Source organism: Paenibacillus sp. Root52 (assembly GCF_001426865.1).
Taxonomy (GTDB): Bacteria; Bacillota; Bacilli; order Paenibacillales; family Paenibacillaceae; genus Paenibacillus.
Genome location: NZ_LMFO01000033.1, coordinates 100459 through 126907, shown reverse-complemented (window position 1 = coordinate 126907; position 26449 = coordinate 100459). Strand labels below are relative to the sequence as shown.

Annotated in this window: 24 protein-coding genes; 7 read left to right on the top strand and 17 right to left on the bottom strand. The window is 44.5% G+C overall.

From position 1 onward, the window contains the following. Positions 1-26: 26 nt before the first annotated feature. The 3 genes from ASD24_RS28000 to ASD24_RS27990 all read right to left on the bottom strand — a co-directional run bounded on the left by ASD24_RS28000 (position 27) and on the right by ASD24_RS27990 (position 3265). Positions 27-1400 carry an ABC transporter substrate-binding protein gene (locus ASD24_RS28000; protein ID WP_056703197.1) on the bottom strand — a complete coding sequence of 458 codons (1374 nt, stop codon included), beginning with the start codon at positions 1398-1400 and terminating at the stop codon, positions 27-29. 84 nt (positions 1401-1484) lie between these two features. Then, entirely contained in the window at positions 1485-2336 is an 852-nt protein-coding gene (locus ASD24_RS27995; RefSeq protein WP_056703556.1) for a carbohydrate ABC transporter permease, read from the bottom strand. A gap of 53 nt (positions 2337-2389) precedes the next feature. Further along, positions 2390-3265: a carbohydrate ABC transporter permease gene (locus ASD24_RS27990; RefSeq protein WP_056703194.1), complete on the bottom strand. Its 876-nt coding sequence runs from the start codon at positions 3263-3265 to the stop codon at positions 2390-2392. Between the two features lie 198 nt (positions 3266-3463). Between ASD24_RS27990 and ASD24_RS27985 the strand changes: the two genes are divergently transcribed. Continuing rightward, positions 3464-4024: a GbsR/MarR family transcriptional regulator gene (locus ASD24_RS27985; protein ID WP_056703189.1), complete on the top strand. Its 561-nt coding sequence runs from the start codon at positions 3464-3466 to the stop codon at positions 4022-4024. Positions 4025-4460: 436 nt separating this feature from the next. Here ASD24_RS27985 and ASD24_RS27980 read toward each other — a convergent pair whose 3' ends face one another. Next, entirely contained in the window at positions 4461-8498 is a 4038-nt protein-coding gene (locus ASD24_RS27980) for an S-layer homology domain-containing protein (protein WP_056703184.1), read from the bottom strand. A 328-nt stretch (positions 8499-8826) separates the two neighbouring features. On the opposite strand from ASD24_RS27980, the gene ASD24_RS27975 reads away from it, so the two are divergent. Further along, positions 8827-9873, top strand: coding sequence for a CdaR family transcriptional regulator (locus tag ASD24_RS27975; protein WP_056703181.1), 1047 nt, complete (start codon positions 8827-8829; stop codon positions 9871-9873). Between the two features lie 99 nt (positions 9874-9972). On the opposite strand, the gene ASD24_RS27970 is transcribed toward ASD24_RS27975, so the two are convergent. From ASD24_RS27970 to ASD24_RS27960, 3 genes are all read right to left on the bottom strand, one after another. Further along, positions 9973-11133, bottom strand: a complete 1161-nt coding sequence (locus tag ASD24_RS27970) for a glycerate kinase (RefSeq protein ID WP_056703178.1) — start codon at positions 11131-11133, stop codon at positions 9973-9975. 48 nt (positions 11134-11181) lie between these two features. After that, positions 11182-12477: a GntP family permease gene (locus tag ASD24_RS27965; protein WP_056703175.1), complete on the bottom strand. Its 1296-nt coding sequence runs from the start codon at positions 12475-12477 to the stop codon at positions 11182-11184. Between the two features lie 165 nt (positions 12478-12642). Next, complete coding sequence (locus ASD24_RS27960) at positions 12643-13077, bottom strand: Lrp/AsnC family transcriptional regulator (protein ID WP_056703172.1); 435 nt, start codon at positions 13075-13077, stop codon at positions 12643-12645. 164 nt (positions 13078-13241) lie between these two features. Between ASD24_RS27960 and ASD24_RS27955 the strand changes: the two genes are divergently transcribed. Further along, positions 13242-13703, top strand: coding sequence for a VOC family protein (locus tag ASD24_RS27955; RefSeq protein ID WP_056703167.1), 462 nt, complete (start codon positions 13242-13244; stop codon positions 13701-13703). Between the two features lie 58 nt (positions 13704-13761). Here ASD24_RS27955 and ASD24_RS27950 read toward each other — a convergent pair whose 3' ends face one another. Beyond that, entirely contained in the window at positions 13762-14325 is a 564-nt protein-coding gene (locus tag ASD24_RS27950) for a hypothetical protein (protein ID WP_056703164.1), read from the bottom strand. Positions 14326-14421: 96 nt separating this feature from the next. Between ASD24_RS27950 and ASD24_RS27945 the strand changes: the two genes are divergently transcribed. After that, on the top strand, positions 14422-15339 hold the full coding sequence (locus ASD24_RS27945; protein ID WP_056703162.1) for a phosphatidate cytidylyltransferase: 918 nt from the start codon (positions 14422-14424) through the stop codon (positions 15337-15339). A 169-nt stretch (positions 15340-15508) separates the two neighbouring features. Here the strand turns inward: ASD24_RS27945 and ASD24_RS27940 are convergent, their stop codons facing one another. Then, on the bottom strand, positions 15509-16087 hold the full coding sequence (locus tag ASD24_RS27940) for a hypothetical protein (RefSeq protein WP_056703158.1): 579 nt from the start codon (positions 16085-16087) through the stop codon (positions 15509-15511). A 243-nt stretch (positions 16088-16330) separates the two neighbouring features. After that, positions 16331-16711: a LysM peptidoglycan-binding domain-containing protein gene (locus ASD24_RS27935; protein ID WP_056703155.1), complete on the bottom strand. Its 381-nt coding sequence runs from the start codon at positions 16709-16711 to the stop codon at positions 16331-16333. Positions 16712-17163: 452 nt separating this feature from the next. Between ASD24_RS27935 and ASD24_RS27930 the strand changes: the two genes are divergently transcribed. The 3 genes from ASD24_RS27930 to ASD24_RS27920 all read left to right on the top strand — a co-directional run bounded on the left by ASD24_RS27930 (position 17164) and on the right by ASD24_RS27920 (position 19672). Further along, complete coding sequence (locus ASD24_RS27930; RefSeq protein WP_056703152.1) at positions 17164-18216, top strand: bifunctional transcriptional activator/DNA repair enzyme AdaA; 1053 nt, start codon at positions 17164-17166, stop codon at positions 18214-18216. A 40-nt stretch (positions 18217-18256) separates the two neighbouring features. Continuing rightward, complete coding sequence (locus ASD24_RS27925; RefSeq protein WP_200956212.1) at positions 18257-19042, top strand: isocitrate lyase/PEP mutase family protein; 786 nt, start codon at positions 18257-18259, stop codon at positions 19040-19042. 114 nt (positions 19043-19156) lie between these two features. Then, positions 19157-19672, top strand: a complete 516-nt coding sequence (locus tag ASD24_RS27920) for a hypothetical protein (protein WP_056703149.1) — start codon at positions 19157-19159, stop codon at positions 19670-19672. Between the two features lie 162 nt (positions 19673-19834). Here the strand turns inward: ASD24_RS27920 and ASD24_RS27915 are convergent, their stop codons facing one another. The 7 genes from ASD24_RS27915 to ASD24_RS27885 all read right to left on the bottom strand — a co-directional run bounded on the left by ASD24_RS27915 (position 19835) and on the right by ASD24_RS27885 (position 26127). Then, positions 19835-20533: a hypothetical protein gene (locus ASD24_RS27915; protein WP_056703145.1), complete on the bottom strand. Its 699-nt coding sequence runs from the start codon at positions 20531-20533 to the stop codon at positions 19835-19837. Next, on the bottom strand, positions 20530-21405 hold the full coding sequence (locus ASD24_RS27910) for an ATP-binding cassette domain-containing protein (protein ID WP_056703142.1): 876 nt from the start codon (positions 21403-21405) through the stop codon (positions 20530-20532). Before ASD24_RS27910 ends, ASD24_RS27915 begins: the two co-directional genes overlap by 4 nt. Further along, on the bottom strand, positions 21402-21782 hold the full coding sequence (locus ASD24_RS27905) for a GntR family transcriptional regulator (protein ID WP_056703139.1): 381 nt from the start codon (positions 21780-21782) through the stop codon (positions 21402-21404). The genes ASD24_RS27910 and ASD24_RS27905 overlap by 4 nt, the downstream gene beginning before the upstream one ends. Before the next feature lie 238 nt (positions 21783-22020). Next, positions 22021-22200, bottom strand: coding sequence for an aspartyl-phosphate phosphatase Spo0E family protein (locus tag ASD24_RS27900; protein ID WP_056703135.1), 180 nt, complete (start codon positions 22198-22200; stop codon positions 22021-22023). A 237-nt stretch (positions 22201-22437) separates the two neighbouring features. Continuing rightward, positions 22438-23820, bottom strand: a complete 1383-nt coding sequence (locus ASD24_RS27895) for a hypothetical protein (protein WP_056703133.1) — start codon at positions 23818-23820, stop codon at positions 22438-22440. A gap of 302 nt (positions 23821-24122) precedes the next feature. Then, positions 24123-25040 carry an aldo/keto reductase gene (locus tag ASD24_RS27890; protein WP_056703130.1) on the bottom strand — a complete coding sequence of 306 codons (918 nt, stop codon included), beginning with the start codon at positions 25038-25040 and terminating at the stop codon, positions 24123-24125. Positions 25041-25221: 181 nt separating this feature from the next. Then, positions 25222-26127, bottom strand: coding sequence for a diacylglycerol/lipid kinase family protein (locus tag ASD24_RS27885; protein ID WP_056703129.1), 906 nt, complete (start codon positions 26125-26127; stop codon positions 25222-25224). Positions 26128-26449 lie beyond the last annotated feature (322 nt).

The following is a 26449-nucleotide window of genomic DNA, read 5'->3' as shown; positions in this document are numbered from 1 at the left end:
TGGCTGAAAGGTAGCTTAGCTCAGCCTTACTTCGCGATACGATCAAGCTCTTTCTGAGCTTTCTCCTTCGCTTCCTTCAATGCCTCTGCGGCCGGAACGTTGTTGATCTGCACTTTATCTGCCGCATCCTTCAATGCATCATTGATCTTGCCGCCCGTTGGATCACGGAATGGAGCGGATGCATGAGCTGCTTGTTGAAGTGGTACTGTAATTTGTGGATTTTCCTCACTGAACTTCTTGAACTCTGGATCTTCTTGAGCGGATTGACGAACTGCGATATAACCTGTGTTCATCGACCATGCAGCCGTGTTTTCAGTCTTAGAGAAGTACGTCAGCCATTTATATGCCGCTTGTTGTTGCTCAGGGCTTGCTGCTGCCGGGATACCTGCCAGAATCGCATTCGCAACTGGCTTACCTTCACCAATACCTTCCCAACCTGGTTGTTGCATTGCAGCGACGATGCTGAAGTCTAGGTCACCTTGGTCACCACTGGAGCCCGTGTAACCTGCTGCTTTGTTTTTCATCACATTATCAATCGTTTTGTACCAATACTCCCAACCTTGACCACCATATTCGATGCCCATGATCTTATCTTCGTGAATCCATTTACGGAACAGATCCCATGTCTCGATCCACTCTGGGGAATCAATCATAACGGTCTTGCCATCCTCACTAAGAATCTGTCCACCTTTACCCATTACAGCATCAATCATGTTGTCTCTACCCCACATGGGTTGCCATCCATAGAAGGTGGTCTTGCCATTCTCTTGCTTGCTCATTTTCGCTGCTGCCTCAGCAAGTTTCTCCCATGAGGTCAGGCTTGACGGGTCGATTCCGTTCTCTTTGAGCGTATCCATACGGTAATACATGATTTGAGTTGTTCCATACATCGGCAAGAAGTATTGCTTTCCGTCCACTTCTCCTTGGTTCAGGAACGTTTGAATGAAGTCATCCTTTTGGAAATTCGAATCTGCTGCGATCATTTCATCCATCGGAGCATAGTAGCCTTTGCGCGCCCAGTCGATATTTGCACTCAGTACAGCCGCAGGGACCTTCTTAGAAGCAATGGCTGCTTGCAGCTTCTGTTCGGTCTCCGTGTAGTCTGCCTGTACAATTCCTTTGACAACAACTTCGTCCTGGGAAGCATTGAACGCATCAATCGTCTTCTTCATGTTGTCACCCAGATTACCACCGAGACCATACCAGAACTCAATCTCTACCGGCGCCTTCGCCTGAGTGTCTGTTCCACTTGCAGCAGCCGTTGTATCGGACTCGGCTGGTGTCGATGATCCACAAGCTGTCAGTAGAGCAAAACTCGCTGCTAGTACGAGGGACATGCCACCCTTCCAGTTTGACCTCAGTCTGTTTTTCCATGTCATGTTAGCTTGACTCCATTTCATTGTTGTTCCTCCCGTTTAGGTGAAATGTGGTTAGTACAGTTGGTAACGTGTATCTAGATGATGCAGGATGTTCGGTGATTCAAATCAGTTCTTGTTCACACCAGCCGTCATGTTGACACTCTGCATGATCGTTTTCTGTGTGAATAAGAAGAGAACAAGGAGTGGTGCGATGGTGAAGGCACTCGCAGCCATAATTTGCGGCCACGCCAGTCCATATGCCCCGCCTTCGACGAAGAAGCTTCTCAGACCAGCCGATACTAGCTGCAGATCAGGGTCTTTGGTGATCAGCATCGGCCAGAAATAGTTGTTGTACTGCTCGATAAACGTAATCAGCACCATTACGGCGAAGCTTGATCGAACCAGTGGCGCGATAATGGTCCATAAGATCCGGAAATGAGATGCACCATCCAGCTGACCGGCTTCTACCAATTCATGAGATACCTGCATGAACGCTTGGCGGATCAGAAAAATCGAGAACACACTAACACAGTTGGATACAATCAAGCCTGTGTAGGAGTCCAGCAAGTTAAGCTCGCTAAGTACCATGTAACTCGGCAGATACACAGCTGTACTCGGGATCATGTAACCCACCAGAATTAAGGAGGTTAGTGTACCTTTGAGACGGAATTTCATATGAGTCAGAGCATATGCCATCATACTAGAGTTAACGATCTGGAATAGACAGATCGCCAAGGCTACTCCAGTACTGTTCAAAATGTAACGAGCAAACGGTGCGGCATTCCACGCATCCACGTAATTGCTCCACAGGAATGTCTCCGGCCAGAAGGTCGGCGGAAATTGCCAGATCTCATCATTCGTTTTGAATCCGCTAATGACCATCCAATAGAAAGGAAATGCCGTACCGAGTGCAATGATTGCTAATAACAGATAGCGAATAATTTTACTTATTTTCAGTTTTACGGACACATTCTGCATCTCCTTGCGCTTCATCCTCTTCTGGATCTTCTTGTTAGGCATCGTCATTGTCATTAGTAGTGCACCAAACGTCTGCCGAGCAGGAAGGAGACTCCCGAGAGCAATACGCAGATCAGAATAATTACAACAGCGATGGATGAAGCCTCACCTACATTGAAGGATTCAAATGCAGATTGGTAATACATATACAGCAACGTTCTTGTCGATCCCGCCGGTCCACCCTGAGTCATGACGTTAATCTGGTCGTAAGCCTGAAGAGACTGAATCGTCAGAATAATGGAAAGGAAGAACGTCGTTGGTGAGATCAGCGGCAGTGTAATACTTCGGAACTTGTCCCAACTACCTGCCCCGTCAATGGAAGCCGCTTCGAGCAGATCAGATGGAAGATTTCGCAGTGCAACCAGATAGAACACCATTGCCCAGCCAATCGACTTCCACAGGGTAACGATCAGTACCGCAACCAGTGCCCAATCCATGTCACGCAACCAACCAATTGGAGATACACCCACCCAGCCAAGCATGAGATTGGCGAGTCCCACCTCTGGCTCGAAGATCCAAGACCATGCGATCGACACCGCAACTGTTGGCGTTACCCATGGTGAGAAGAGTAGTGTCCGGAAGACTCCGGTTGATTTGATCTTGCTATTCATGAGCATAGCGAGTGCTAGTCCACCAACGATAGTTGGAATGACACTTCCTAAGCCGAATAACAACGTAACCTTCAAGGATTGATAGAATTCAGAATTAGTCAGCAGATAGCTGTAATTATCTAAACCAACGAATAATTTGTCTGGGCTCATGAAGTCCCAATCGGTGAAACTGAGATAAACGATATATCCGAGAGGCCCTAGCCAGAAAACCAGCAACGGAATTAGAGCCGGTAACGTGAAGAATACCGCTTCAGACTCCCTCCATAGCTTTAATCGCAATTCCCCCACTCCTTATGTTCAATTTTTCTTTAATCTTTTAGAAATGTTTGGCATAGAACAATTGTTTATTTATTCTGTACAAAAATGATTGTACACTCGTATTGAAAAATCTATTTCAGGGTTATGTTAAAAATGGGACGGGTCATGTAAAATATGAAGAAGCTAGTGGGAACGCTATCATAAACTTGAGGTGACATTGTGGTGAAAGAATCTACCGGGAACCCGAATCACTCTTCATTGCCTGATCGGTATGCGCTGAGGGAGAAGGTCATCGACGCCATCGCCAACACGATGGATCTGTATGGGGTTAATCATACGTTTGGCAAATTGTATGGGGTTATGTATTTTGAGGATCGACCTATGACACTTGAAGAGATGAAGACCTCTATGAACATGAGTAAAAGTAATATGAGCTACGCTGTTCGTTCACTTACGGAGTCACAGATGATATATAAGCTGGAGGAGAAGAAGGATCGTCAGGATCAGTACCTGGCTGAAACAGATTTCTATCGCACCTTTCAGAACTTCTTCGGATCGAAGCTACAGCGCGAAGTGGATGTGATGTTAGAAGGCATCCGAGCAGTCATTCCTGATCTGTCGGCGATCATCCTTTCGGAGCATACCTTGCCAGAAGACCGAAATGAGGCACTACGTGACCTGCACAAACTTCAACATGCGGAGCAATACTATATTTGGCTTCAGGGATTCGTAAATCAATTGCAAGAGGGTAGCTTCTATCCAAACTCTGCGCAAGAATGAATACCTTACGATAACGTTCGGAATCCCCCGATGAAGAGTAGCAAACTGCCTATTGAGCATCACGAATTGAATAGGTGAGGCGCTAACGAATCTAACAAGTCTTATATGACCAATAATGCTGGGATACCGATTATAACGAACCTGAGCGAAGTTATTTGTAAAAGAAAGCTTCCAAAGTAGCTGAATCTTCTACTTTATCGTGGAATAACGTCGCTATGATTCGTTAGATATTCCATTTGTTGAATTTGCTGTGAATAGCGTCTCCTCGGTTCGTTAGATTGGAAAACATCCGAATCAGACGATTCGACGAACCATTGTTGAGTCTCACAAAACTCAAAAAAGAGCTGTCCCTAGCCACTGTATGGCATTTGGAACAGCTCTTTTCTTATCTGTTATATTCCCCTACGATCCTATTACCTGTTGACCTGTAAAAATATTATTTTTGCGCTGCCGCTTCAATGTCTGCATATGCCCAGTGTGTTGCTGGTACATCGCTGAACGAAGGTGTCACCACTTCAGTTCGTGGTGCGCGATTGAACAGCACATTCAGAACTTTCACAGCTTCGGCACGTGTCAGCTTGTTATTTGGCTTAAACGTACCATCGGTATAACCAACCATCAAGCCTGCAGACTGAACATAAGCAATCGCATCCGATGCCCACAGGTCTGCTGATACGTCCGTAAACGTAACTTCTGCTCCAGCACCTGTGATTGGACTTGCTTGTTGTTGCTGCATCCAACGATACGCAATCGTTGCCATCTGTGCACGCGTAATGGAGCCTTCCGGCGCAAATTGTGAAGTACTCAACCCGTTCATAATGCCCGCGGATTGAGCTTTCTGAATCTCACTGGTTGCCCAGTGCGTTGCAGATACATCCGTGTAGTTCACACTAGCAGCAGAGCTTGATTCTGCTTCATCAGTCAGGTTGCGAGCCAGCATAGCCGCCATTTGCGCACGTGTTACCAACGCTTCAGGACGGAAGTCTGCCCCAAAGCCTTGAATGTATGGAAGCTGTGAGCTGTGAGAAGCTTTCAAGCCATCCACAACGACAAGTGTGAACGTACTGAATTTGGATACAGTAAACTCAATGCCTTCACTATTATCTGTGAGTTTCACCAGCTTACCTTGAATCAATTCTTTGGTACCATCACTGTGCTCAATGTAGATCGCCAGGTTATCCAATACTTGCTGACGTGCAGTCGGATCGGTTGGCAAGCTATTACGCAGTGGTAGGGTCAACGTAACTTCTCTGCTTTGCATATTTGTTTCAATTTCAACTGGACGAGCCAGTACACGTACATTCGTATTAGGAGCAATCTCTTGAATCAACTGTTCCTTCTTCGCACGTTCTTCTACTTCCTTGCGCTCCGATTCCAGTTTCAGTGGAACAACGCGGAAGTACAAGTCTTGATCGAATCCAGCAATCGAACTCGTTGGAACTGATATCACAACATTGCCTGTAGAGATTTCAAGTTTAAGGGCACCATCATTCAGTTCCTTAACTGCTGCTTTTGGCAATTCAATCCGTGTCTCGGCCACAGCATCTTGAGCATCTGGGATGACAATGCGTGCTGTATCTGTGCCAAGTTGCTTCGCTTTTTCTACGGATTCCTTCGCAATCGCTTCACTCATCTTCACCAAATCTTTGATTACACCATTGGTTCCAGTTGTACGAGTAATCGGTGTCTTGGTCAAATTCGTGCCGTTAATACCGTTCACATCTACAACAATCTGTTCCTGTTTCGTAGCTGGAGCAGGTGTTGTACTTGGTGCTCCGGCAGAAGGTGTCGACGTGGACGGACTAGGTGTTGATGGATTGGTCGGTGTCGTTGGTGGTGTTGTTCCCCCGCCATCCGTCTCGCCTTTGGCTGTAAAGGTAATCTTAACAGCACGTCCTGGAAGCTCTTCTCCCTGCACTTTATATCGTACTAGCACTGTCACGTTTCGATTAAGTTCCAGACGCTGAATAAATGCTACATCAAGCCAGTTCAGACCTCCATCGAAGGAAATTTCCATAGTGGAGTCTAATCCGATCAATTTCTTAGCTGTGTTGTCCCCTGTTACATTAGGAGCGGTAAAGAATTGGTCAATGACATGTTGCAAATGGTGAACACTCTTATAACCATTCTCTTTATGCTCCAGAACCCATTTTGCTAATTCCTTTTTGTCTGCATTGCTAAGTCCAACTCTTCTGGACAGATTAACGGAACCTGAGAAGTCGAACTTTTTGCCATGGAAAAATTGTTCACCACTCAACTGATCCTTCATCGTTGTATCAAGCCATTGATCCATTTGGTCTACCGTAATAGCATTCTCGATTGGTTCGTACGGTGTAGAGAGTAGTTCAAGAATAAACTCAGGGTTGGGGATGTCCCCTGCTGATGTTCCTTCCAACTGCTCCTTCGCCAATAAGTGTAAGAAGGTATATGCAAATATAGTTTTGTTCACTCTACTGAGTTCAAGATAACGCTGCCCGATATTATGCAGATCCTCTGTCTTGCGATCATTAAAGTGCTCAAGACCATCGGACAAGGACTGGGCTAGAACATTTAGTTTATTCTGAAGAACGCTCAGTTCCTTTTGCTCCCAGACTAAATGTGCCTGCACAGCCAGTTCAATCATATATTGAACTTGTGACTCTGTTTCATAGTCTTCCCCAACTTGATAGATCAAGAATTTAGCTACATATTTTTTTAGTTCTGGCGTGAAGTTAGTATATTCCTGAGGCAAAGTGATGTCTTCCAGATGTTCTATAGCCATGATCATATCATCTGTATCTTCGTCCTCTCTTGCATAATTCACATCACGCAGATCATATTCATTACCATTATCAATATCCGGATTCAAATATTGATCAAAAACACGTTGAATATCTGCATAGCTTAAATATCCTGCATTCGGGCGTTTCTCCAACATATGCATGGCTAATTCATTCTTATCTGTGCTAGGTAGCGCTTTGAATTCGCTGAAATCTAGCGGGAACTTCTCCATCGGTTTGGTCGGATTATTGGTGTTGTATGTTTCGACCTTGCTCTGTATATAAGCAATTTTCTCAATTGTATCTTTCATATCTGCTTTCGTCTCAACCCGATTAAGATATGGGGTCAACTCCACTGCAGATTCCGTTTCCCCCATTACACGACTAATTGTCGGGCTTGTCGTGAGCCTCAGTTCGAATCGATAAGCTGTCATTCGTTTCTCTAGATCAGAGGAAGTGACATATACATGAACGAGACGATAGAATTCTTCTCTTTCGACGGCATCATTGAAGTAATTCACACGTTCTGCTTGTTTTGCATAGAACGCATCAAGTGCCTCTCTAGAGTTTGGCCCTCCGATCTGGTGCATCACATCAAGTGCGCGCATAGCTACTTCAACCATGATCTGAACTTGCCCCTGATTCGCGTATCCAGCATTTGTCGGAGCTTCAATTCTTAATAAATAGTCTGCTACCGCTTGCTGATCTTCAGTAGACAGAGATTTAAAATCAGGTACAACTATGAATTGCTCATTACTAAACAATTCTATAGCTTTCTGGATGTCCTCTGGGTTAGTCCTTCTAGCGGTCTTTTTGAATTCGTTATATTGATCCAACCATGGTGCGTCTGCAAAGAACGAATCAAACGCAGATTGCACTTGTGCGATATTGTCATAGAATCCACTCTCTGGTCTGTTATCAATTATCCAATCCGCTAATTCACTAAGCTCATGATAATTAATAATCTCGGACATTTTACTCAAATTAAGTGCAAATGGTGGAAAGCTGCTATCCTGATTCTGAATATAATCTTGGTTAGCGATGTATACGCTATAAAGATTGTTTAAGGCGGAACTAACACTTGTACCATTCATGCCATCAAAAAGCGCTAATTGTGTCGTCATAAAGCTTAGCTTAGTGGCATAGGGAACTGGATTGCCTAAGTTTGCTCTTACGTATTTATTATATGCTGTATTGACAAGCAATGCTCGGTCCACACCCCTTAACAAGCTGTACGAACTGCTCGCAGTACGAAGTTGATCCAAGTCCTGATCATTAATGTTCAGGAAATAATCATCCACGTCTCCGAACAATTCATATAATGAAGTTGACGTTTGTTGAAATGTATTAGCATCTGCTTGTTTCGTAAGTTTTGCCAAATGGTAGAGCACGTTAAAGATATACTCAACTTGTCCATCTTCCGAATACTGGACATTAGGCGAGAGGAGATTAATTACGCCTTCGGCAATCTCCAATTTCTGACTATCGGTTAACGAGCTATAGTCATCTGGTAGATTAATAAATCCCTGCTCCTCCAAAATACTCTGCACAGTTGAGACTATACCCGGATAATTGTTCAGGAAATAATCATTTCTCTGCTCATTAAGACGCTCACGAGGCGTTAACCCATCTGCACTGGCCACGCTCCCCACGTTAATGAGTGGCACCAACATCACTACAACCAACATAAAACTGATAAACCGCTTGAATAACATGTATTCTGTCCTCCCGTTCTGTGTTATTTGTATTGTAGTAAAATGCTCTGGACCGATTCTGAACATGGAGGATGTCCAAAGAAAAAAAGAAGATTATTTGCGTGCCAACAGAGACACGAAGGTTATGGAGGAGTCCTCTATGAACGAACAGTGATTAGAAGAACAGGATGAGCCGTGATATATCCTTCCTTTCAAAACCCTCTCGCTTGTGTAAGCCCAATCCATCGTCTATAATTTCGTTCAGTTGCACAATTATAAATAGGGCTGAACAGACATTAGAGGCTATGCATAATACACTGATGGATTGCCTGATGAAGGAGGAACGGATATGTTACAGCTTTCGGAGAAACAGGCACAGGATATCGTCGATAAAATGATGCAAGACATCCCATACAACATCAATATTATGAATGAACAAGGAATTATTATTGGTAGTGGACAGCGTGAACGTGTAGGTTCAATTCATCAGGGAGCTATTCGAGCATTAACGACAAGAACCATGGTTGAAGTGTGGCAAGATGGCAGGTTAGAGAAAATGGGTACGAACGAGCCTATTATCATCGGCAATGAGCTGGTGGGTGTAATCGGCATATCAGGACATCCCGATGAAGTTCGTCCATTCAGTAACATCGTGCGTACTACCGTATCCCTTCTTATTGAACAACGCAATCAACTGGAGAACCTAGCTCATGAAGCTTCACGCAAAAAGGCATTTTTGGAACGACTCCTTAATCATTCTGGTTCTTATTCACAGAAAATGCGGAAAGAAGCACTGCAATATCATATCGATCTGCAATTACCTACAATTCTTATATATATTCGATTTCAAGGGGAATCCCCTCCGTTTAACCCGGAAGCCTATAGAACATTGCTGCCTCATCCTTGGTTCACACTTGAGGATGCAGGGGATGCACAATTGGTGCTTATTCAGAATGAATCAGAGGTGGATGTGTTCATTCAGCAATTTCAGCAGGATCAACCTCAAGCCCTCATCTCCATTAGTAGGCGAGAAGCCAATATCGCACGCTGTTATGAGCAGGCAAGATCCGCCATGAACATTCTGATGGCACTACGCCCTGCGTTCCCTCTAACACGTTACGATGATGTGCAGTTTCTAGTACGCTTTAGTGCTGCCAACTTAACCAATCACTCCAACATTGTCAATAAGCTGGAGGACACTGCCGATCTACTTGAGACGCTACGTAGCTTTATCCATCATAGTGGTAGCATGACAACGACAGCGGACGACCTTAACATCCATCGCAACACGCTACAATACCGGCTCAAACGCATACAGTCTATTACAGGTAAAGACCCACGTAACTGGCTCGAACTCATCGAGCTTACTCACGGGTTGCTCGCATTTTATCGGTAGATTGAGACAGCCAAAAAGACGGATGCAAAATGCCCCATCATGCAGGCTTCGAATTCGCCATCCGTCTCTTCTGATCTTTATTCTGCTGGTATCCCATTTCTACGACGGCAGAAGACCAAGCTTCAACACCCGCGCAATGTTCTCCATGGTACGCTCCACATTCGCTGAGCCTTCCTGCAAGAGTTTATCCAGATCCGCTGCTCCTGGCACAATACCAAACACAGCATCAATTCCCTCTGTGTATAGCGTTTCAATCCCTTCACCTACATAACCTGCAACAGCAATAACTGGCTTTCCGGCTTCTTTGGCTGCTTGAGCCACACCGTAAGGCGTTTTGCCAAACTTCGTTTGAAAGTCAATGCCGCCTTCGCCTGTAAATACGATATCTGCATGAACTAGTTTTTCACGCAAACCTGTGTATTCAATCACGATCTCAATGCCTTTGCGTAATGTAGCTTGCGTGAAAATTAGAAGCCCTGCTCCCAAACCACCTGCTGCACCCGCACCTGGTACATCTCGAATATCCTTATGCAGTTGTTGTTTCACTACATCTGCATAATGAGACAGGTTTGCATCCAATAGCTGCACCATCTCTGGCGTAGCACCCTTCTGTGGACCAAATACCCGTGAGGCTCCGTGTTCACCACAGAGTGGATTCGTCACATCGCAGGCAACGATGAACTCCACTTCCTGGAGACGTGGATCTAAGCCAGACACGTCAATATGTGCTAATCGGTTAAGTGAACTGCCACCACGTTCAAGCGAATGACCCTGGGCATCCAGAAATTTGGCACCAAGCGCCTCGGCCATACCCGTACCCCCATCGTTAGTGGCACTGCCGCCAATCCCGATAATAACTTTACGAATGCCTTGATCCAGACATTTCCGAATCAGTTCTCCTGTTCCGTACGTCGTTGTGCGAAGTGGATCACGTGTCTCTGAGGTTACAAGATGAATCCCACTCGCAGATGCCATCTCAATCGCTGCTGTTGTTCCATCTCCAAGAATGCCATACTGTGCCATGACGTTCTGTCCCAATGGGCCTTGTACCTCTTGATAATGAATAGCGCCACCAGAAGCATCCACAAGCGATTGCACCGTTCCTTCACCACCGTCAGCCATGGGTACATGGATATACTGTGCTGTTGGGTAGATTTTGCGCAATCCGCTTTCCATCGCAATACAGACTTCTTTGGCTGTCATGCTTTCCTTGAATGAGTCCGGTGCCAGTACAAATGTATTTTCTCTCTTCTCTCCCATTACTCTCACTCCATCCATATGATTAAAGCGCGTTTGGTAAACAACTTCTTAAAGGATAAATCCATATAGTAACGTAGCTACAATCGCCATCGTGCCACCAACTATCGCTTCGTAAGGTATAACACCCATCCGCTGTCGAATTGTCATCTTCATACTGTCAGCAGACACATGGAAATAGTTACCTTGAGGCAAGGAATCGATGACCGTTGCTCCCGTGTGAACCATCACTGCCGCAGCGAGTGGAGCTGTACCCATGTTCAAAATTGCATCTCCGAATGAACCCGTTGCAAGAATAACACCTGTCGAGGTTGATGCTGTTGCCGCTGCCATCAGAATACCTGCGATTGGTGCCAGGAATGTACCGGATATACCTGATGCTTCTATTAGACTCACAACTTGACCCGATAGATCCGATGCGGAGATAAGTCCTGCAATCCCCCCGGCACCCACCAGAATGAGTACTGTAGCCGTCATTTTGTTAAGTCCCGAAGTTGTATACTTCACAATGTTTTTGCTCTGTCCCATAGCCAGCATACCGATGATTCCCGCAATCGGGAGAATATACATTGCGTCGACTTTGAACGTAGACAGTGCAGCAATACCTGTAATTGAACCGATCGGATTGATCATGAGCAAAATAATCGCTACCAACGGTGCCACAATCGCTTTCTTCAGCGGTGGATATTGAGAAGTATCCACCTCTCCTTGCTCTGCTTCCTGGTCAGAAACCATTACCCCTTTGCCTTTGAGCATCGAAGCTACGATAACGGTTACAATTATTCCGCAGATGGCTGGAATCACACCAGCCAACATCACGTTGCTAAGATCCAGCTCGAACCCTCGTGCCGCCGCAATTGTATTCGGGTTCGGAGAGATGATATTTCCCGCTTTACCACCGCCGGATAAAGCTAGCAGCAGCGCAAGCTTGGAGATGCCCATTTTGTTACCTACAGATAGTGCAATTGGCGCTACGATTAGGACAGCGACAGGGATAAATACGCCAACCGCGGTAATGATCATCGTTGCCAGAGCCAAGGCGAGAATAGCCTTACTACCGCCAAACTTACGTACGATAGCCTGCGCAATGGTCTCGGCTGCGCCTGACTCCATCATGACTCCTGCAAGCACCCCTGCAGCTAGTACACGTAGGACGGTGCCCATGACACTTTGTGTACCATTTACGAGTATATTTACGGTCTCCTCTAGATTCGCTCCACCAATTAAAGCGCCTACAATTGCTCCCAAAAATAAAGAATAGACTGGATTCAGTTTCTTCAGAATCAGTATGATCGCTATAGCAAGCCCTGCCAGTGCGCCGATCCAGCTAATTGTTAAAGGTTCCATTGTCCATTGCCCCCCATGCACTTGTTGAACACGCTTTCATTATAGATGCTGGAGTAGCAAAGATATATTGATGAACAGACGAAATTCATTGTTCATTTGCACAATGGAGGATGACAGGACTCAGTACCCTGTCATCTACAACCTACGAATATGTTCGCTACTTCCTTAGAGCAGCACACGGTGTTCCATAATATTTTTCATACTAATATGGGATTTGGATGGCCCAAGCTTTACAAGGGATTCCTGAAACTCAGCAAGTTCTTCAATCGTTGCCGTCTGCACCTTGATCAGATAGTTGTACTCACCACTAATCCGATATAAATCAGTGACCTCAACGGCCTGCTCACAGAAGTGGACGAATTCCTCACATTGCTCTGTTTTGAGTAAAATAAATGTCGTTGTTCCACGGTTTAGTTGTGCCAGATCATAGATCGTCGAATATTCAGATATAATTCCGTTCTCCTCCAGTTTGAGGATTCTTTCCTTGACTGAAGGTTGGGACATGTTAACCTCTTTGCTAATCTGTACAATGGACATCCGTGCATGGTGCTGAAGCAAGCGCATAATCTGTTGGTCAATCTCATCTGTAACATAACCCACTTGAAGACCCTCCCAAGAATTAGGCTTATTTAATAAGTTTATTTGGATAAAAGAGTTTATAAAATGTAAGCTATACTTCCGTATATCCTTTGATACTGCATGGTTCCAATGTGCGACTCCCTTTATACTTTAAGAATACAATTTGATAAAGGGAGCAATAGAGTATGGGCGTAAATGGACTTGCTCACATAGCAATTCAGGCACGTAATTATAAGGATACACTCTCGTTTTATACGGATGTACTGGGATTCAGAGTTGGCCACTCCTGGAGTCTACCCGCCTTCCGCATTACCGAGGCTTGTATGTTAGTTTCACCAGATCAACGCACATGCATTGAACTATTTGACCCGGGAGCCATAATTGCAGCCGAAGGCGAGCCAGCAACGTCCCCTGAAGACGTGAGATATGGAGCTATGCTGCATTTCGCTTTATACGTAGACAATGTGGACGCAATATACGAGCAAGCCCTTGCCTATGGTGCAAAGCCTTATATCCAACCCGATTGGATTACACTTGGTGAACCTCCACTTCAAGTTCGAAATGCAGTTATTCATAGCCCCAACGGTGAAGTCATTGAATTCCTCGAAGAGGTTGATTTCAATCGTTCCGCCTCACCAACTATTTAATGTTACACGAACAGCCTGTTAGCCAGAAATCCATGGCAGCAGGCTGTTTGATCTCATATTATTCTCCCACGTCCTGATCGTTGTTTCCCGGTCTATACTCACTCAACTTCCCCTCATATACAAGTGCTAGTCGTTCACTTTGGCGAAAATCATCTGGGGTCACCAAGGCAGGCAGCTTGTTCCACAGCTTGATTCCGGATCGCTGTAATATTTCTGCTACAAACTGTGAACAAAAGTAGGAGTTGCTAAACTCGACAGGCTCCTTCAGCGTAATGCCAATGACGCCAAGCAGGTTGTACATATATTTCTGGCGGCTACGAATGAAGATATGTAGCACACGTTTCATTTTTTCAACTTCACGTTCTGTCACCTGAAGCTCGTAAATCACACATGTCGTGTTCGGATACTTGCTGTATGTACCTGTCTGGATATCTTCCTTCACAAACCCACCATTCAGCGGATTGCTTGGATGTTTACGACCGAAGCTATATAACTCGGATAACTCCCGGTTAAACGAGATCGAGGCATGATTATAGGGTGCTTTGGTGTAACTCTGAATGACTTTGGTAAACAAGGTTCCTGTATTCGTGAGCAGGATATAGATGGAGCGTTGATCGGTCATAACAAAATTTCCCCTTATCAAGTGGTCACTATTCCTTCATAATAACATAGGTACCCTTTTATGGAATCTTATTTTGGATAAGCAGGTGATCCTTCGTTGAGCAGTTCACTATTCACATTAACCTTAATATTCACTGCACTACTTGTCATACATATCGTGTACAAAATCATTGCAAAGCTACAGCCGGACAAAGACTATTCGGGCATCGGCAACAAAATCAAAACCTGGTGGGGCATGCTCGTTATCTTCTGCCTCGCTACACTATTTAACCCTATCGTTTCCCTGCTCTCCCTTATGGTGCTTGCATTCTTCGCACTCAAGGAATACTTCTCAATGATCCGCAGTACACGCAAAGCAGATCGCAGGTTGTTCCTATGGGCATATCTAGCGGTACCCGCTCAGTTCTACTGGATCTATATTGGATGGTATGGGATGTTCATCATTTTCATTCCGCTATATGTTTTCTTAGTGCTGCCTCTCCCACGCTTAATTAACAAAGGGACGGTTGGCTTCCTACGCAGCGTGAGTTCCACACAGTGGGGACTTATGCTCATGGTATTCGGACTCAGTCACCTTGCTTACTTCCCTTTTGCTACACCTGAGTATGGTTCGAAGCTGGTGTTATTCTTAGTTGTGCTGACTCAGCTTAATGATGTCATTCATTATGTGGTCTCTCTCTATCTGGGCAAGCGAAAAGTGGTGCCTACGGCTAATCCATTTTTGACATGGGAAGGATTTGCTTGTTCCTTTGTAATTACAACAGCAGCCTCCTACTTCATCCATCCGTACCTTACGCCGTTTGATGCAGGATTCGCCCTGTTCATCGGGGTGCTGATCAGTCTCGCAGGTTTCTTTGGCAGTCTGACCGTATCTGTATTGAAGCGAGATCTGCTGATTGGGGACGACAACAAGTTTGATGCACTCAAAAAAAGCTACTTAAGCAGGGTCGACAGCCTTACCTACACATCACCAGTCATGTTCCATGTTGTGCGCTATTTCTTCGACTTTATGTAGCAATCCCAGATTCTAGTTTTAAGGCTCTATTGAATCCAAAACAAATCACACCTCCAAGCTAATCAAACCGTCTGAACATCGGTTGATGAATTTGGAGGTGCTGCATTTCTAGCGTATTACATTCATTCGCGCTCATACCATTTCAAGCCGGCTGGACAAGAAATACTGTCTATTTCTTCAGCTTAACTTCCTGTTCCGCTAGAATTTCTTGTCCAGCCTCATTCGTATATACCAACGTTACTTTACCACGTTCGCCCTTCATTTCATCCGTATATCTGAATTCCATGGGCTGACCATTATCCTTGAGGTAGAAACCTTCTTTCTTACCGTCTGCTTGATTCTCGTCTGCTTCATGCTCAGATGCTTCTTGTACTGAATTGATGATCGTGATCTGATTGGATGTCCACCGCAGTTCAGATAACGTGTAGCCTTCTGGCACATCCTTCACCGAGTAACGAAAGCTCTTTGCTTCCGTAAGCTTGTCCGATTGATCGATGTCGATCACAATTCCATCTCCACCATCTGCTGAGGATTCAGATTGCGCAGAATACGATCCATTGTCCTGCTTCGCATCCGCATTAGGAATAGAATCAGGCCCTGCTTCGGCTATAGGCTCCTTCGACTGCGGATAAGCATGCTCCTGTACGGATTCATTATTATTACGAGCACCACATGCACTCGTTAGCACCATAATGCATATTAACGCAAATATCCAACGTGTCGATCTCATCCATGTTATCTTCATCATTGAATCCCTCCTGTCGTCGATAAGTACGTGTTCAAAAAATGTATTCATTTATTGAACCACCTCAATAACTAATACACGTTATCCTTCCTCATGAAGCTCCATATTATGTAATCCCTATTCGTGGACATAAAAAAACCTAAATATCATTTAAGATATTTAGGCTCGTTTTAGTTTGCGTTATCTTCGGCGTAGCAGACCATTGAGGCGGCTACTCACATGGGCTATTCATAACGCCATACTGTTTTACTTATCATCATATTGAGGCAAAATTAAGACCTGCCCCGCCTGAATGGAGTTAGAAGAAAGCTTATTTATTTTTTTCAAAACTTCTACAAATACCCGCGTATCCATTTGTTGCGGCTTATACGCTACGGAAAGATTCCATAGCGTGTCCCCCTGGGAAACAATGACCTTTCTCCCCGAAAGCAGGTCTTCCTCTCCGCCTGCAAATGCAGTCAACATCGTACTACAACCAATAATCACAATAAGAGAGATGATGGAAATTTTCAATAACAACGGTCGCGCCTTAAGTTGAAGCATTTTTTTTCTAAGCTCGCCCGTACTCCACTGGACCGATGCTGAACTCACCGGTTTATAAATGCTCTGATACGTTGAGTGTCTCATCAATTCGTCAACCTCCGAACCTGGCTCCTATATTCCTATATGTAACGAGCGCATGATGATCCCCCCTGGACCTTCAAACAACAATCGCGCAATTTGTCTATCTCCGATGTCTTCAGTCATCACGCTACAAATGCGTAATCCGTTTATTATTTTGCACTTGTTCAAGGGTCAGTACTCCCTCTCACCTATATTTGTAAGTAGGTATCATAGACCTATACTAATCCCTGTAGGTAGGTACATTATACCACTCCATTCTAAACAAATTCTGAACAACATCGGCAGATTTCTATATAAATATGCATAAATCTATCATTTACGCATTATTTCGACGGAAATAGCTAAAAAAAATAAAAAATCCATGCCTGATTTTCGGCGATAATGTAGGTGAGATTTTTTTATACTAGAAGCATGTAGTTCAATGATCCATTCTCAGAACGTAAGGATGTGTGCCCATGATTGCTGATGATCTGAAAGAACAATATTATCAAGCCCTTCTTGCCAAAGACTCAGAGTATGAAGGACTGTTCTATGTTGGAGTCAAAACAACAGGTGTATTCTGCCGCCCAACTTGTCCAGCTCGAAAACCAAAATTCGAAAACTGCGAGTTCTATGAGACCGCTCAGCAGGCCTTACTCGCTTCATTCCGACCTTGCCAGCGCTGTCGTCCGCTATCCCATCCCAATCACGTATCAGACGTTGTACGTCTTCTAGTTGAGGCTGTTGAGAATAATCCGGAGAAACGATGGAAAGAGCAGGATTTCAAAGACCTGTCTATTGATGAATCAACGGCTAGGCGTCAATTCAAAAAACGCTTTGGCATGACTTTTGTGGAGTATGCTCGTGCTCGCCGTATGGGGCTTGCACTTAAAAATATCCGTTCAGGTCACACCGTTATTGATAGCCAGTTATCTACAGGGTATGAATCCAGTAGTGGCTTCCGTGATGCGTTCTCACGCATTATGGGTGCTGCCCCAACACATGTAAATGATGGCCAAGTGCTCAAAGCGTCCTGGATTGACACCCGTCTTGGCCCCATGATGGCTGTAGCTGATGAGAAGCAACTATATTTGCTTGAATTTATTGATCGTCGAGGGCTTGAACGCGAGGTAGAACGCCTACGGATACGAACCAAGTCAGCGATTGTACCTGGCATGACTCCGCCCATTCAATCCATTGAGCAAGAACTTGAACAATATTTCGACGGAACACTGACAACGTTCGACACACCGTTGTTCTATTTAGGAACACCATTTCAAAAGAAGGTATGGGAGCAATTATCTTTGATTCCAGCAGGGGAAACACGCTCGTATCAAGAGATTGCAATCGCTCTGGGTAAACCGACAGCTTGTCGCGCTGTAGCTCAAGCCAATGGAGCGAATCAACTGGCGATCGTCATTCCATGTCATCGAGTTATTAATACAAGTGGTGAACTTGGTGGATACGGCGGGGGAATCACTCGCAAAAACTGGCTGCTCCAACACGAGAAACAGAGGTCGTTACAGTAAAATTCAGCAGCACATTTATTATATAAAGGAGTGAACCAAGATGAACGCCAACAAACACACGATGAGAGATAAAGCTGAGCAATTTCATCAATACCACGTGAAGGGGAAACCACTTGTACTGGTGAATGTGTGGGATGCTGGAAGTGCACGGACCATTCAATCTACAGGAGCCGCAGCTATTGCTACCGGAAGCTGGTCTGTTGCCGCAGCCCACGGTGAACAGGATGGAGAAGCTCTGCCGTTCCAGCTGGTACTTGCTAACCTCGCACGCATTACAAAAAGCGTAGGTTTGCCCGTAACCATCGATATAGAGGGAGGGTATGGCAGCTCTGCGTCAGAAGTGAAGCAAAATGTATCGCAAATCATTGATCATGGTGCGGTAGGCATCAATATCGAGGATCAACTTCCCGCTGGCGAAGGTCTGTACACGGTCACAGAGCAGTGTTTGAGGTTATCTGCCGCTCGAGAAGCTGCAGAGCAAGCAGACATTCCTCTTTTTATCAATGCACGCACAGATTTATTTCTGCAACAAGCTCCTGAGCAGCATAATGAAGCGTTACTTAACGAAGCCATCGCACGATCCAAGGCTTACGAAGAAGCAGGGGCTAGCGGTCTATTCGTTCCAGGTTTACAACACCCACAATGGATTCAAGAACTGTGTGACCAGTCGCCGCTTCCCGTCAACGTGATGGTCACTTCCCCCGAGCCTTCACCCAGACAACTGGCTGCACTAGGTGTAGCAAGAATCAGCTATGGGCCGTATCCTTATCTGCAAGTGATGGAACACCTGGAAGCGCTCGGGCAACGTATTATAATGGGGTCATAAGGATCATAATGAAGAGGATTGTTCGTAATGCCGCATTCTCCTCATGAGCAGAAGATGTTTACAACCTTCACCTGTGGTATAATCCCTCTACCTAACAAGTAACAGGAGGCACATATGCTTAACGTTGAACAAAAGCTTGAAATTCTAGAATCGTATCCTCAACTGCAGCGCAAAAATGTTTCTCTGGGGCGTGTGAATTTCCACTACGAGGACAGCGCCTATGAGAAGAAGGTTGTAGCACTTCATATTCACCCGAACGGTAATGGTTATATCTATGCAGGGCTGCTGCCAAACTACGAGACGGATGCCAAAGGGTTCGTCAATATTCGTGATTACTCCGAAGCGGATCTGCGCACATTGCTGGATGCAACAATCCAAGCGATGTCTTATAATCCAGAAGCAGTTGAAGTGGTTGAGAAAGCACCCATCCCACAAGCATCTGTCCCACTTACACTCTCGTCTGGCGGCGGAGTCTGGATCAATGAAGAAGGACAAACACTCACGTTAAAATATGATAATGACATGTGGTGTGTGTTTACCGGTCATGATCTAGAGATGGCTTTTGAATCACGCAGTGAAGCTGGTGAATATCTTCATGAGGAAGGATTCAAACCGCAAGCTCAGGCTTAAATTAAATAAAACAAACGTGCATAAACAAACACGAGGGAGCATATGATCCCTCGTGTTTTTCTTATCACTATGCGTTACTACGTGTTTAACTCACTATTTGCCCACTTTTGGGTTCGTTACGAGGGAAACGTCTTTCCCTTCAGGCCTTTCACCGGCTTATCGTTAGTCTTTGCTACCTTTTCGTACAAGGGGCGCATGTTTCATCATAGGGTAAGTGGATAGTAGCAGACAACCACCGATTGCACCTAAGAGAGTGAATAGCAGGACACTGTTCGTTTCCGTAATCCAGCGAATCAGTCCACTTAGATCAGACAGCGTAATGAATAACGTGAGTCCAAGCGCAATGGTGAAGAATAGGATGAAAAAGTTTCGGAAGCCTAAACGTATCCAACTAACCGTAACGAATGCAGAAAGACCCAGTATTAGTAATCCAACCATGAGATCGATCCAATAATAGGAGTACCATTCGTACGCACTCGTATACAACTGACCTGGCTGATACAATGTCACACCCAGTATTCCGCTCGCATGGAGTAAATGCATCAGAACATAAATCACGTTCAGGACGGTAATGCCTCCAATAACCATCCCCGCTGAGTTCAGGTAGAACGACTTCATAAACTGAGTTCTTGTGCTGCCTAGCCCGATGGCAACAGGAAATATAGCAACCATCCCTGAAACAGCAAATCCGCATATCCCCCCATACATAGGGCCAAAGGCCGCTGCTGGGAAACTCACATCAAATATAAGCCCTACTGCGACATAGGCTAGAACCAGCAACAAGGTTATCAAGGTAAACAATTTAAGAAACCAACGCATATCTTCCAGAATCAGTCGATGTGTTCCGCGAATCGCATTCATCCTCTCACCCTCTCTGACTTCCGTGTAATGTTTATGAGATAATCTTGTAGTGTAGCTTTCTCAATGGAAAGGCGATGATCACGAGCAAGTTCCTTCCACTCGGCAGAGTATGGGGCATCGATCATCACTTTTAACGTTGAGCCAAGTTCAGAAGATTCTAGCACCTTAGCATGTTGTACCACTTCATTAACATCTTGAATTGACCCTGTTAGCAGAATTCCCTGTTCGCGTATCTCCTCCATCTGTTGGTGTATGAGGATCTCCCCATCATGAAGAACAATAAGTGACTCACACAATGGCTGAATCTCTTCAATATGATGGCTGGACACGAGAATTAATCGCGGGTGGTCTTCATAGCTGTCCAATAATGCGCGGTAAAAATACTTACGTTTCTCCGCATCCAATCCATTCGTCGGTTCATCCAGTATGGTAACATCGGCTTTACTAGCGAGTCCCAATATCATCTGTGCCGCAGAATTCATACCTTTGGAAAAGGTGGCAATTTTCTTTTTTGTAGGTAGTTCAAACATCTCAATAAGCCGTTCCGCCAAATCCTGATCCCAACTAGAGTGAAAGTACTGTCCGAATCGAACCAGATCCCGAACAGTCCAACTTTTGCCGAGTGAATGCGCTTCTTGGATATAACATAACTGATCCTGCACCTTCAGGTTGTTGTATGGATTCTGTCCCATTACACGGATTGTGCCGCTTGCAGGACGATTATGACCCGCAATCAAACTCATTAGTGTCGTTTTACCAGCACCATTCCTTCCCCATAACCCGCTGATGACAGGCTCCGTTTCATGTAAATTCAGATTCTTTAGTACGGCGGTCTGTTGATAGCTGTAGCTAACCTGTTCTAATTGGATCATGACTCATCCTCCTTATCTTGCTTGCCCTTAATCAAGTCAATAATCATATCTTCATTCATATGAATTCTTCGCGCTTCCTCCAGCAGTGGTCTAATATACTCTTCGTAAAAATGTTCCTTTCGTTCCATTAGCAACATATCTCGTGCTCCCTTCGCTACGAACATGCCTACTCCCCGCTGTTTGTAAATAATGCCTTTGTCCACTAGCGATTGCAGTCCCTTACGCGCTGTGGCTGGATTGATATTGTAAAACCGTGAAAGCTCATTGGTGGACGGAACCTGCTCTTCCACCCTTAGTCGGCCTTCTACAATATCATCCATAATCATCATCGCAATCTGATGAAAAATAGGCTGTGATTCATCCAAAGTCGATTTCATGCAGATCCAACTTTCGTTATTTAATGATAATAGTCTGTGTCTGTTGTGTTAGTTGGTTTGTCATTCAGTTAGTTAGTCGGTTAGTTACTCATGTAACTAACTATAGTGCACGAAGGCAGCAAAGTAAATAGTCAAATGCATACTCATCTTTATTTTCTCAAAATTAAAACTGCATCACTTAGATTAACTCCAGAGTCTAAGCCCTAGCTTAACCCGTTGCTAAGCTAGCTAAGTTAAATCATTGGCATGATCTCAAGGATGCCTTCTGCTTGGCTTGATTGAATTGATTAATAAGACCGTCTAACACTACGGACTGCTGAATAACTTCCGGGTGCAGCAGATTCCCATATTTCATCTCAATGGTGTACAGCAGTTCCCTAGCCGATTCAATCTGGACGATTAACGCAGTATGTTCCATAGTGCCCCCTCCTTTTGTCATATTTTAGCTGATTATGTCAATCGGTAGGACTATAGTCATATGACATTACTTATTTTTCCAAACTAAAAAGCCCCTGAATAGGCTTCAGAGGCGTCTTCTAATTTTGTTATGTTCTAAGTACCAAATCCATGATCAGCAGGTCTCGCTATTGAAGGGCTTGGAGCTTCGTTTCCAGAGACAGGCTCAGGAGCAGGAATTACGATACTTACCCAAATGCTACATGTGGCTATCAGCAAAGCCAACGTTCTCTTCATTGAGTTTCTGCACCTCACTAATTATAATTTTGTACTGCTGTTTAGCGGTATCTGTCGCAAAATCCCTGTATTGCTCAAACAGCCCGACACCTCTAAGCATACCTCTACCACTACAAATTTCAAGTGAAAATTTCAGACTATTTACGACAAATTCAATACCCTTATGAAACTCATCTTTCTTCAGATAATATGCACCCAAATCAGCTAAAAGACGTACATATCGATCATCAGTGACTTGTTTGCTGACCTTCCCAATTCGGTTGCTCTGTTCCTGATATGTGAAATAAGATTCGTACTGTTCCAACACCAAATCGATATTTCCGTTATATCGATTGGCTGCTGTAACGATATCACATAATGCTGGAAATATCTCATTCTCTCTCGTTGATATATAGTTCAAATAATCAGGCAACACTTCAAACTGCCCTGCCATCAAGCGGTAGATGTAACGATTCCCCACAGCCCATTCCTGAAACTGAGTGATGACTAGCGCCTCTTCCTCGTTACACTCTTTCACCCAATCGTTAACCGCGTAGAGTGACACATACTCAAGTGCATGATCATAATCTTTGAGCTGATAACAGGCACTACCTGCTGCTAGATATGAATATAAGATATAAAATATGATGGGTCGTTTGGTTTCTTCCGGCTTCTTCCTACCATTCAATTCATAATGAATTGTTGCTTTCACCCTTAACTTTTCAGAGAGCTCTTGCACCTTATTCCAACGATGTAGTGCACCAAATGCATTAATAAGCTCATTCAAGGCATCCAACTGATATCGTTCATCCAGGCGATCTACATAGTATTCAAACTGTGCTGCGATGATCAGATTCCGTTGCTGATCCTTGCACAGGCCGAGCTTGAACAATCGGTATTGGCATAAGGCTAACCGCTCCGAGTGCTGCATTTTCTCACTCTCAGCAATCGTTTCGTATAAAAGGATCGCGGGTTCGTATTTGCCATCACGGTAGAATTCTTCTGCCACTTCAAATAACAAGGGAATATAAGATAGATTATCCATCATTAAGCGGATAACTTCTTCAATACAATTCAACTTATTCAAATCGGCACAACGATGGAGGAATGGCCCTAGTCTCCGCCAGTCAGGAGTCGCATGCACAAAACACTCATCTATGTATAGTTCATAGAAATGACCTTCTTCTAATCCCATAGCCGCTGTAATTCGATCCAATTGCTGCATAGCAATCGGGCGATTTTTATTAAGAATGTTACTCAGCGTACCTGAATTAATGCCTGACGTGTCTGAAAAGAAGCTAATAGACCTCTGCTCACGCTTAAGATAACTCTCCAAATGATCGCGTATCGTGGTTGTGGACTCCAAACGAACACCACCCTCCAAAATAAAAAACGAATGAATCCACTTCATCACGTTGATGAAATAAATTCCATATAAAAGATATTTTTAAAATAATTATATGTATTTATTAAGTAGGGGTCAACAAAATAATTTGAACTAATTTGTATTAATTACAATTTAATCCTTTTATATCACCATAATATTCCTTCGATTTTATGCTATAAAAGCGTCAGCCTGATAACCTGAACAGCATAAAAACACGAGCGAAGATCCACCCGTGTTTTCATGACCGTTTCTAAGAGAACTCTACGCCAATGTTGCTAGACTTATGGCAATACATTTCCAGCAGCACGATAGATGTCGTACCACTCCTGACGAGTAAGATGTACATCCGACGCTTTAACACAGTCTTGCAAACGTTCAAGGTTCATCGTACCTGTCACGGGCTGCATCTGTGCCGGATGACGCAGCAACCAAGCAATTGCAATGGTTGTGTTGCTCACATCATATTTCGCTGCAATCTCGTCGATCTTCGCATTCAGCTCAGGGAACTTGTCGCTACCCAAGAAAACACCTTCGAAGAATCCGTATTGGAAAGGAGACCATGGCTGAATCGTGATATCATGCAAGCGGCAATAATCCAAGATACTGCCATCACGGTTAATTGCAGCTTCGTTCTCCATGTTCACATTGATTCCACTGTCAATCATCGTTGTATTCGTAATGCTCATCTGGAGCTGATTAGCGACCAGTGGCTGTTTAACATATTTTCTAAGCAGTTCAATCTGGTTCGGATTCTGGTTAGATACGCCGAAGTGACGAACTTTACCTTCGCGCTCCAACAGGTCAAAGGCTTCTGCCACCTCTTCCGGCTCAACAAGTGCATCCGGACGGTGCAACAACAGTACATCCAAATAGTCCGTGTTCAGACGCTGCAAAATGCCATCGACTGAATTCAAAATGTGCTCTTTGGAGAAATCAAACATACCCTTGCGAATCCCGCATTTGGATTGCAGGATGATGTTTTCCCGAACTTGAGGGCTCATCTGCACAGCCTCTGCAAAGATCTCCTCACATTTTCCTGTTCCATAAATGTCGGCGTGATCGAAGAAATTCGCTCCAATCTCCATTGCAGAACGAACAAAATGCTCCGCTTCTTTACCCTCTAATGTATTAATACGCATGCAGCCAACCGCTACAACCGGTACCTCCAGCGAGCTACTGCCAAGTTTAATTGTTCTCAAGATGATTCCCCTCCATATTCGGATATTTGTTTAATTGTATTGCTACAATCATCGTTGATGGTACTTGTCTTCCGTCTATGATTGTGACATACATCTGCAATCGGTTTCAATGGGTTTTTAGAATTCTTCTATGGAAAAATGACCGTTTGTGACTAACCATGACGCACAGCGCGGTTATTCCCTAATCTTCATCGGCCTGTACTTCTTCTGGGACAATCACCTTCATATACTGAGGAAGAACTTGAATCTGGATGGGTAGTGACGGCCCTTCCTCTCCATCTACGTTGGTTCCAATTGGCTCATCAGATGTCACACATACTTCTTTTGCAGTAAAATACTCCACATCTTTATGGTCTTTCAAGCTACCGAACAGTAAGGATGTGCCCAAAGTCAGTGTGTTAAGCATACTCATATTCCGGATCACAAAACAATGAATAACCCCATCATCCACCACCGCATCTGGAGACAGCTTCTCGAATCCACCGACGGAATTGGTTAGCGCAGCGAGGAATAAGGGAGAGTCGCCCTCCCAGATCTGACCGTCATGTTCAATGGTGAGCCGTTTCGCAGGGGTATTCACCAAGTCCTTCAGGCCTTCCTTCAGGTAGGCAAATGAACCCAACTTTGATTTTTCTTCGGATGAAACAGAGGACAACGCTTCGGCTAGTGAACCTGCTGCTACAACATTGGCAAACAGACGTCCATTCATATTCCCGACATCCACCGTACGCACTTGATTTGAACTCAGCCCGCGAATAGCTTCTTCCGGATCAAGGGGGATATGAAGTGCTCGTGCAAAATCATTGACCGTACCCAAGGGTACGACGCCAAGCGTAGGACGGTGATCCTGATCCATCATGCCGTTAATCGTCTCATGCAGCGTTCCATCCCCTCCAATTGAAATAACGAGATCACATCTGTTTTTACATGCATCTAGACAGAAGTTGGTCGCATCTCCTTCTTGAGCCGTTTCGTTGATGACAACCTCATACTGCTGTGATACCAAAATTCTTTTGACCTGGGATACATACTGCTGAGCCTGTTCTTTACCGGACGATGGATTACTGATAATCATGGCTTGACGCATACTCGCACCTTCTCCTCCAAATGGGTATTTACCTATCTTTACCCCTTCTTAACGGGCATTGAATTACGATGGAAGCGGACAATTAAATTTTTTTGAGCAAAGTGGCTAAGAAGTGTGCAGTGTAAGGTACATTCATATAAAATAGAACTAGAGTTATTGGCTTATCCTGAATAAGGTGTTCCTTTTTTCATACGATGGGTTAATAACTAGGGATGTGTGCATCCTGATCTCTCTATATCATGACGATAAAGCTTGAACTACATAGAAGTTATACAAACGAATGGCGCATCATCAATTCATAGAATCGGAGGGAACCGTATTA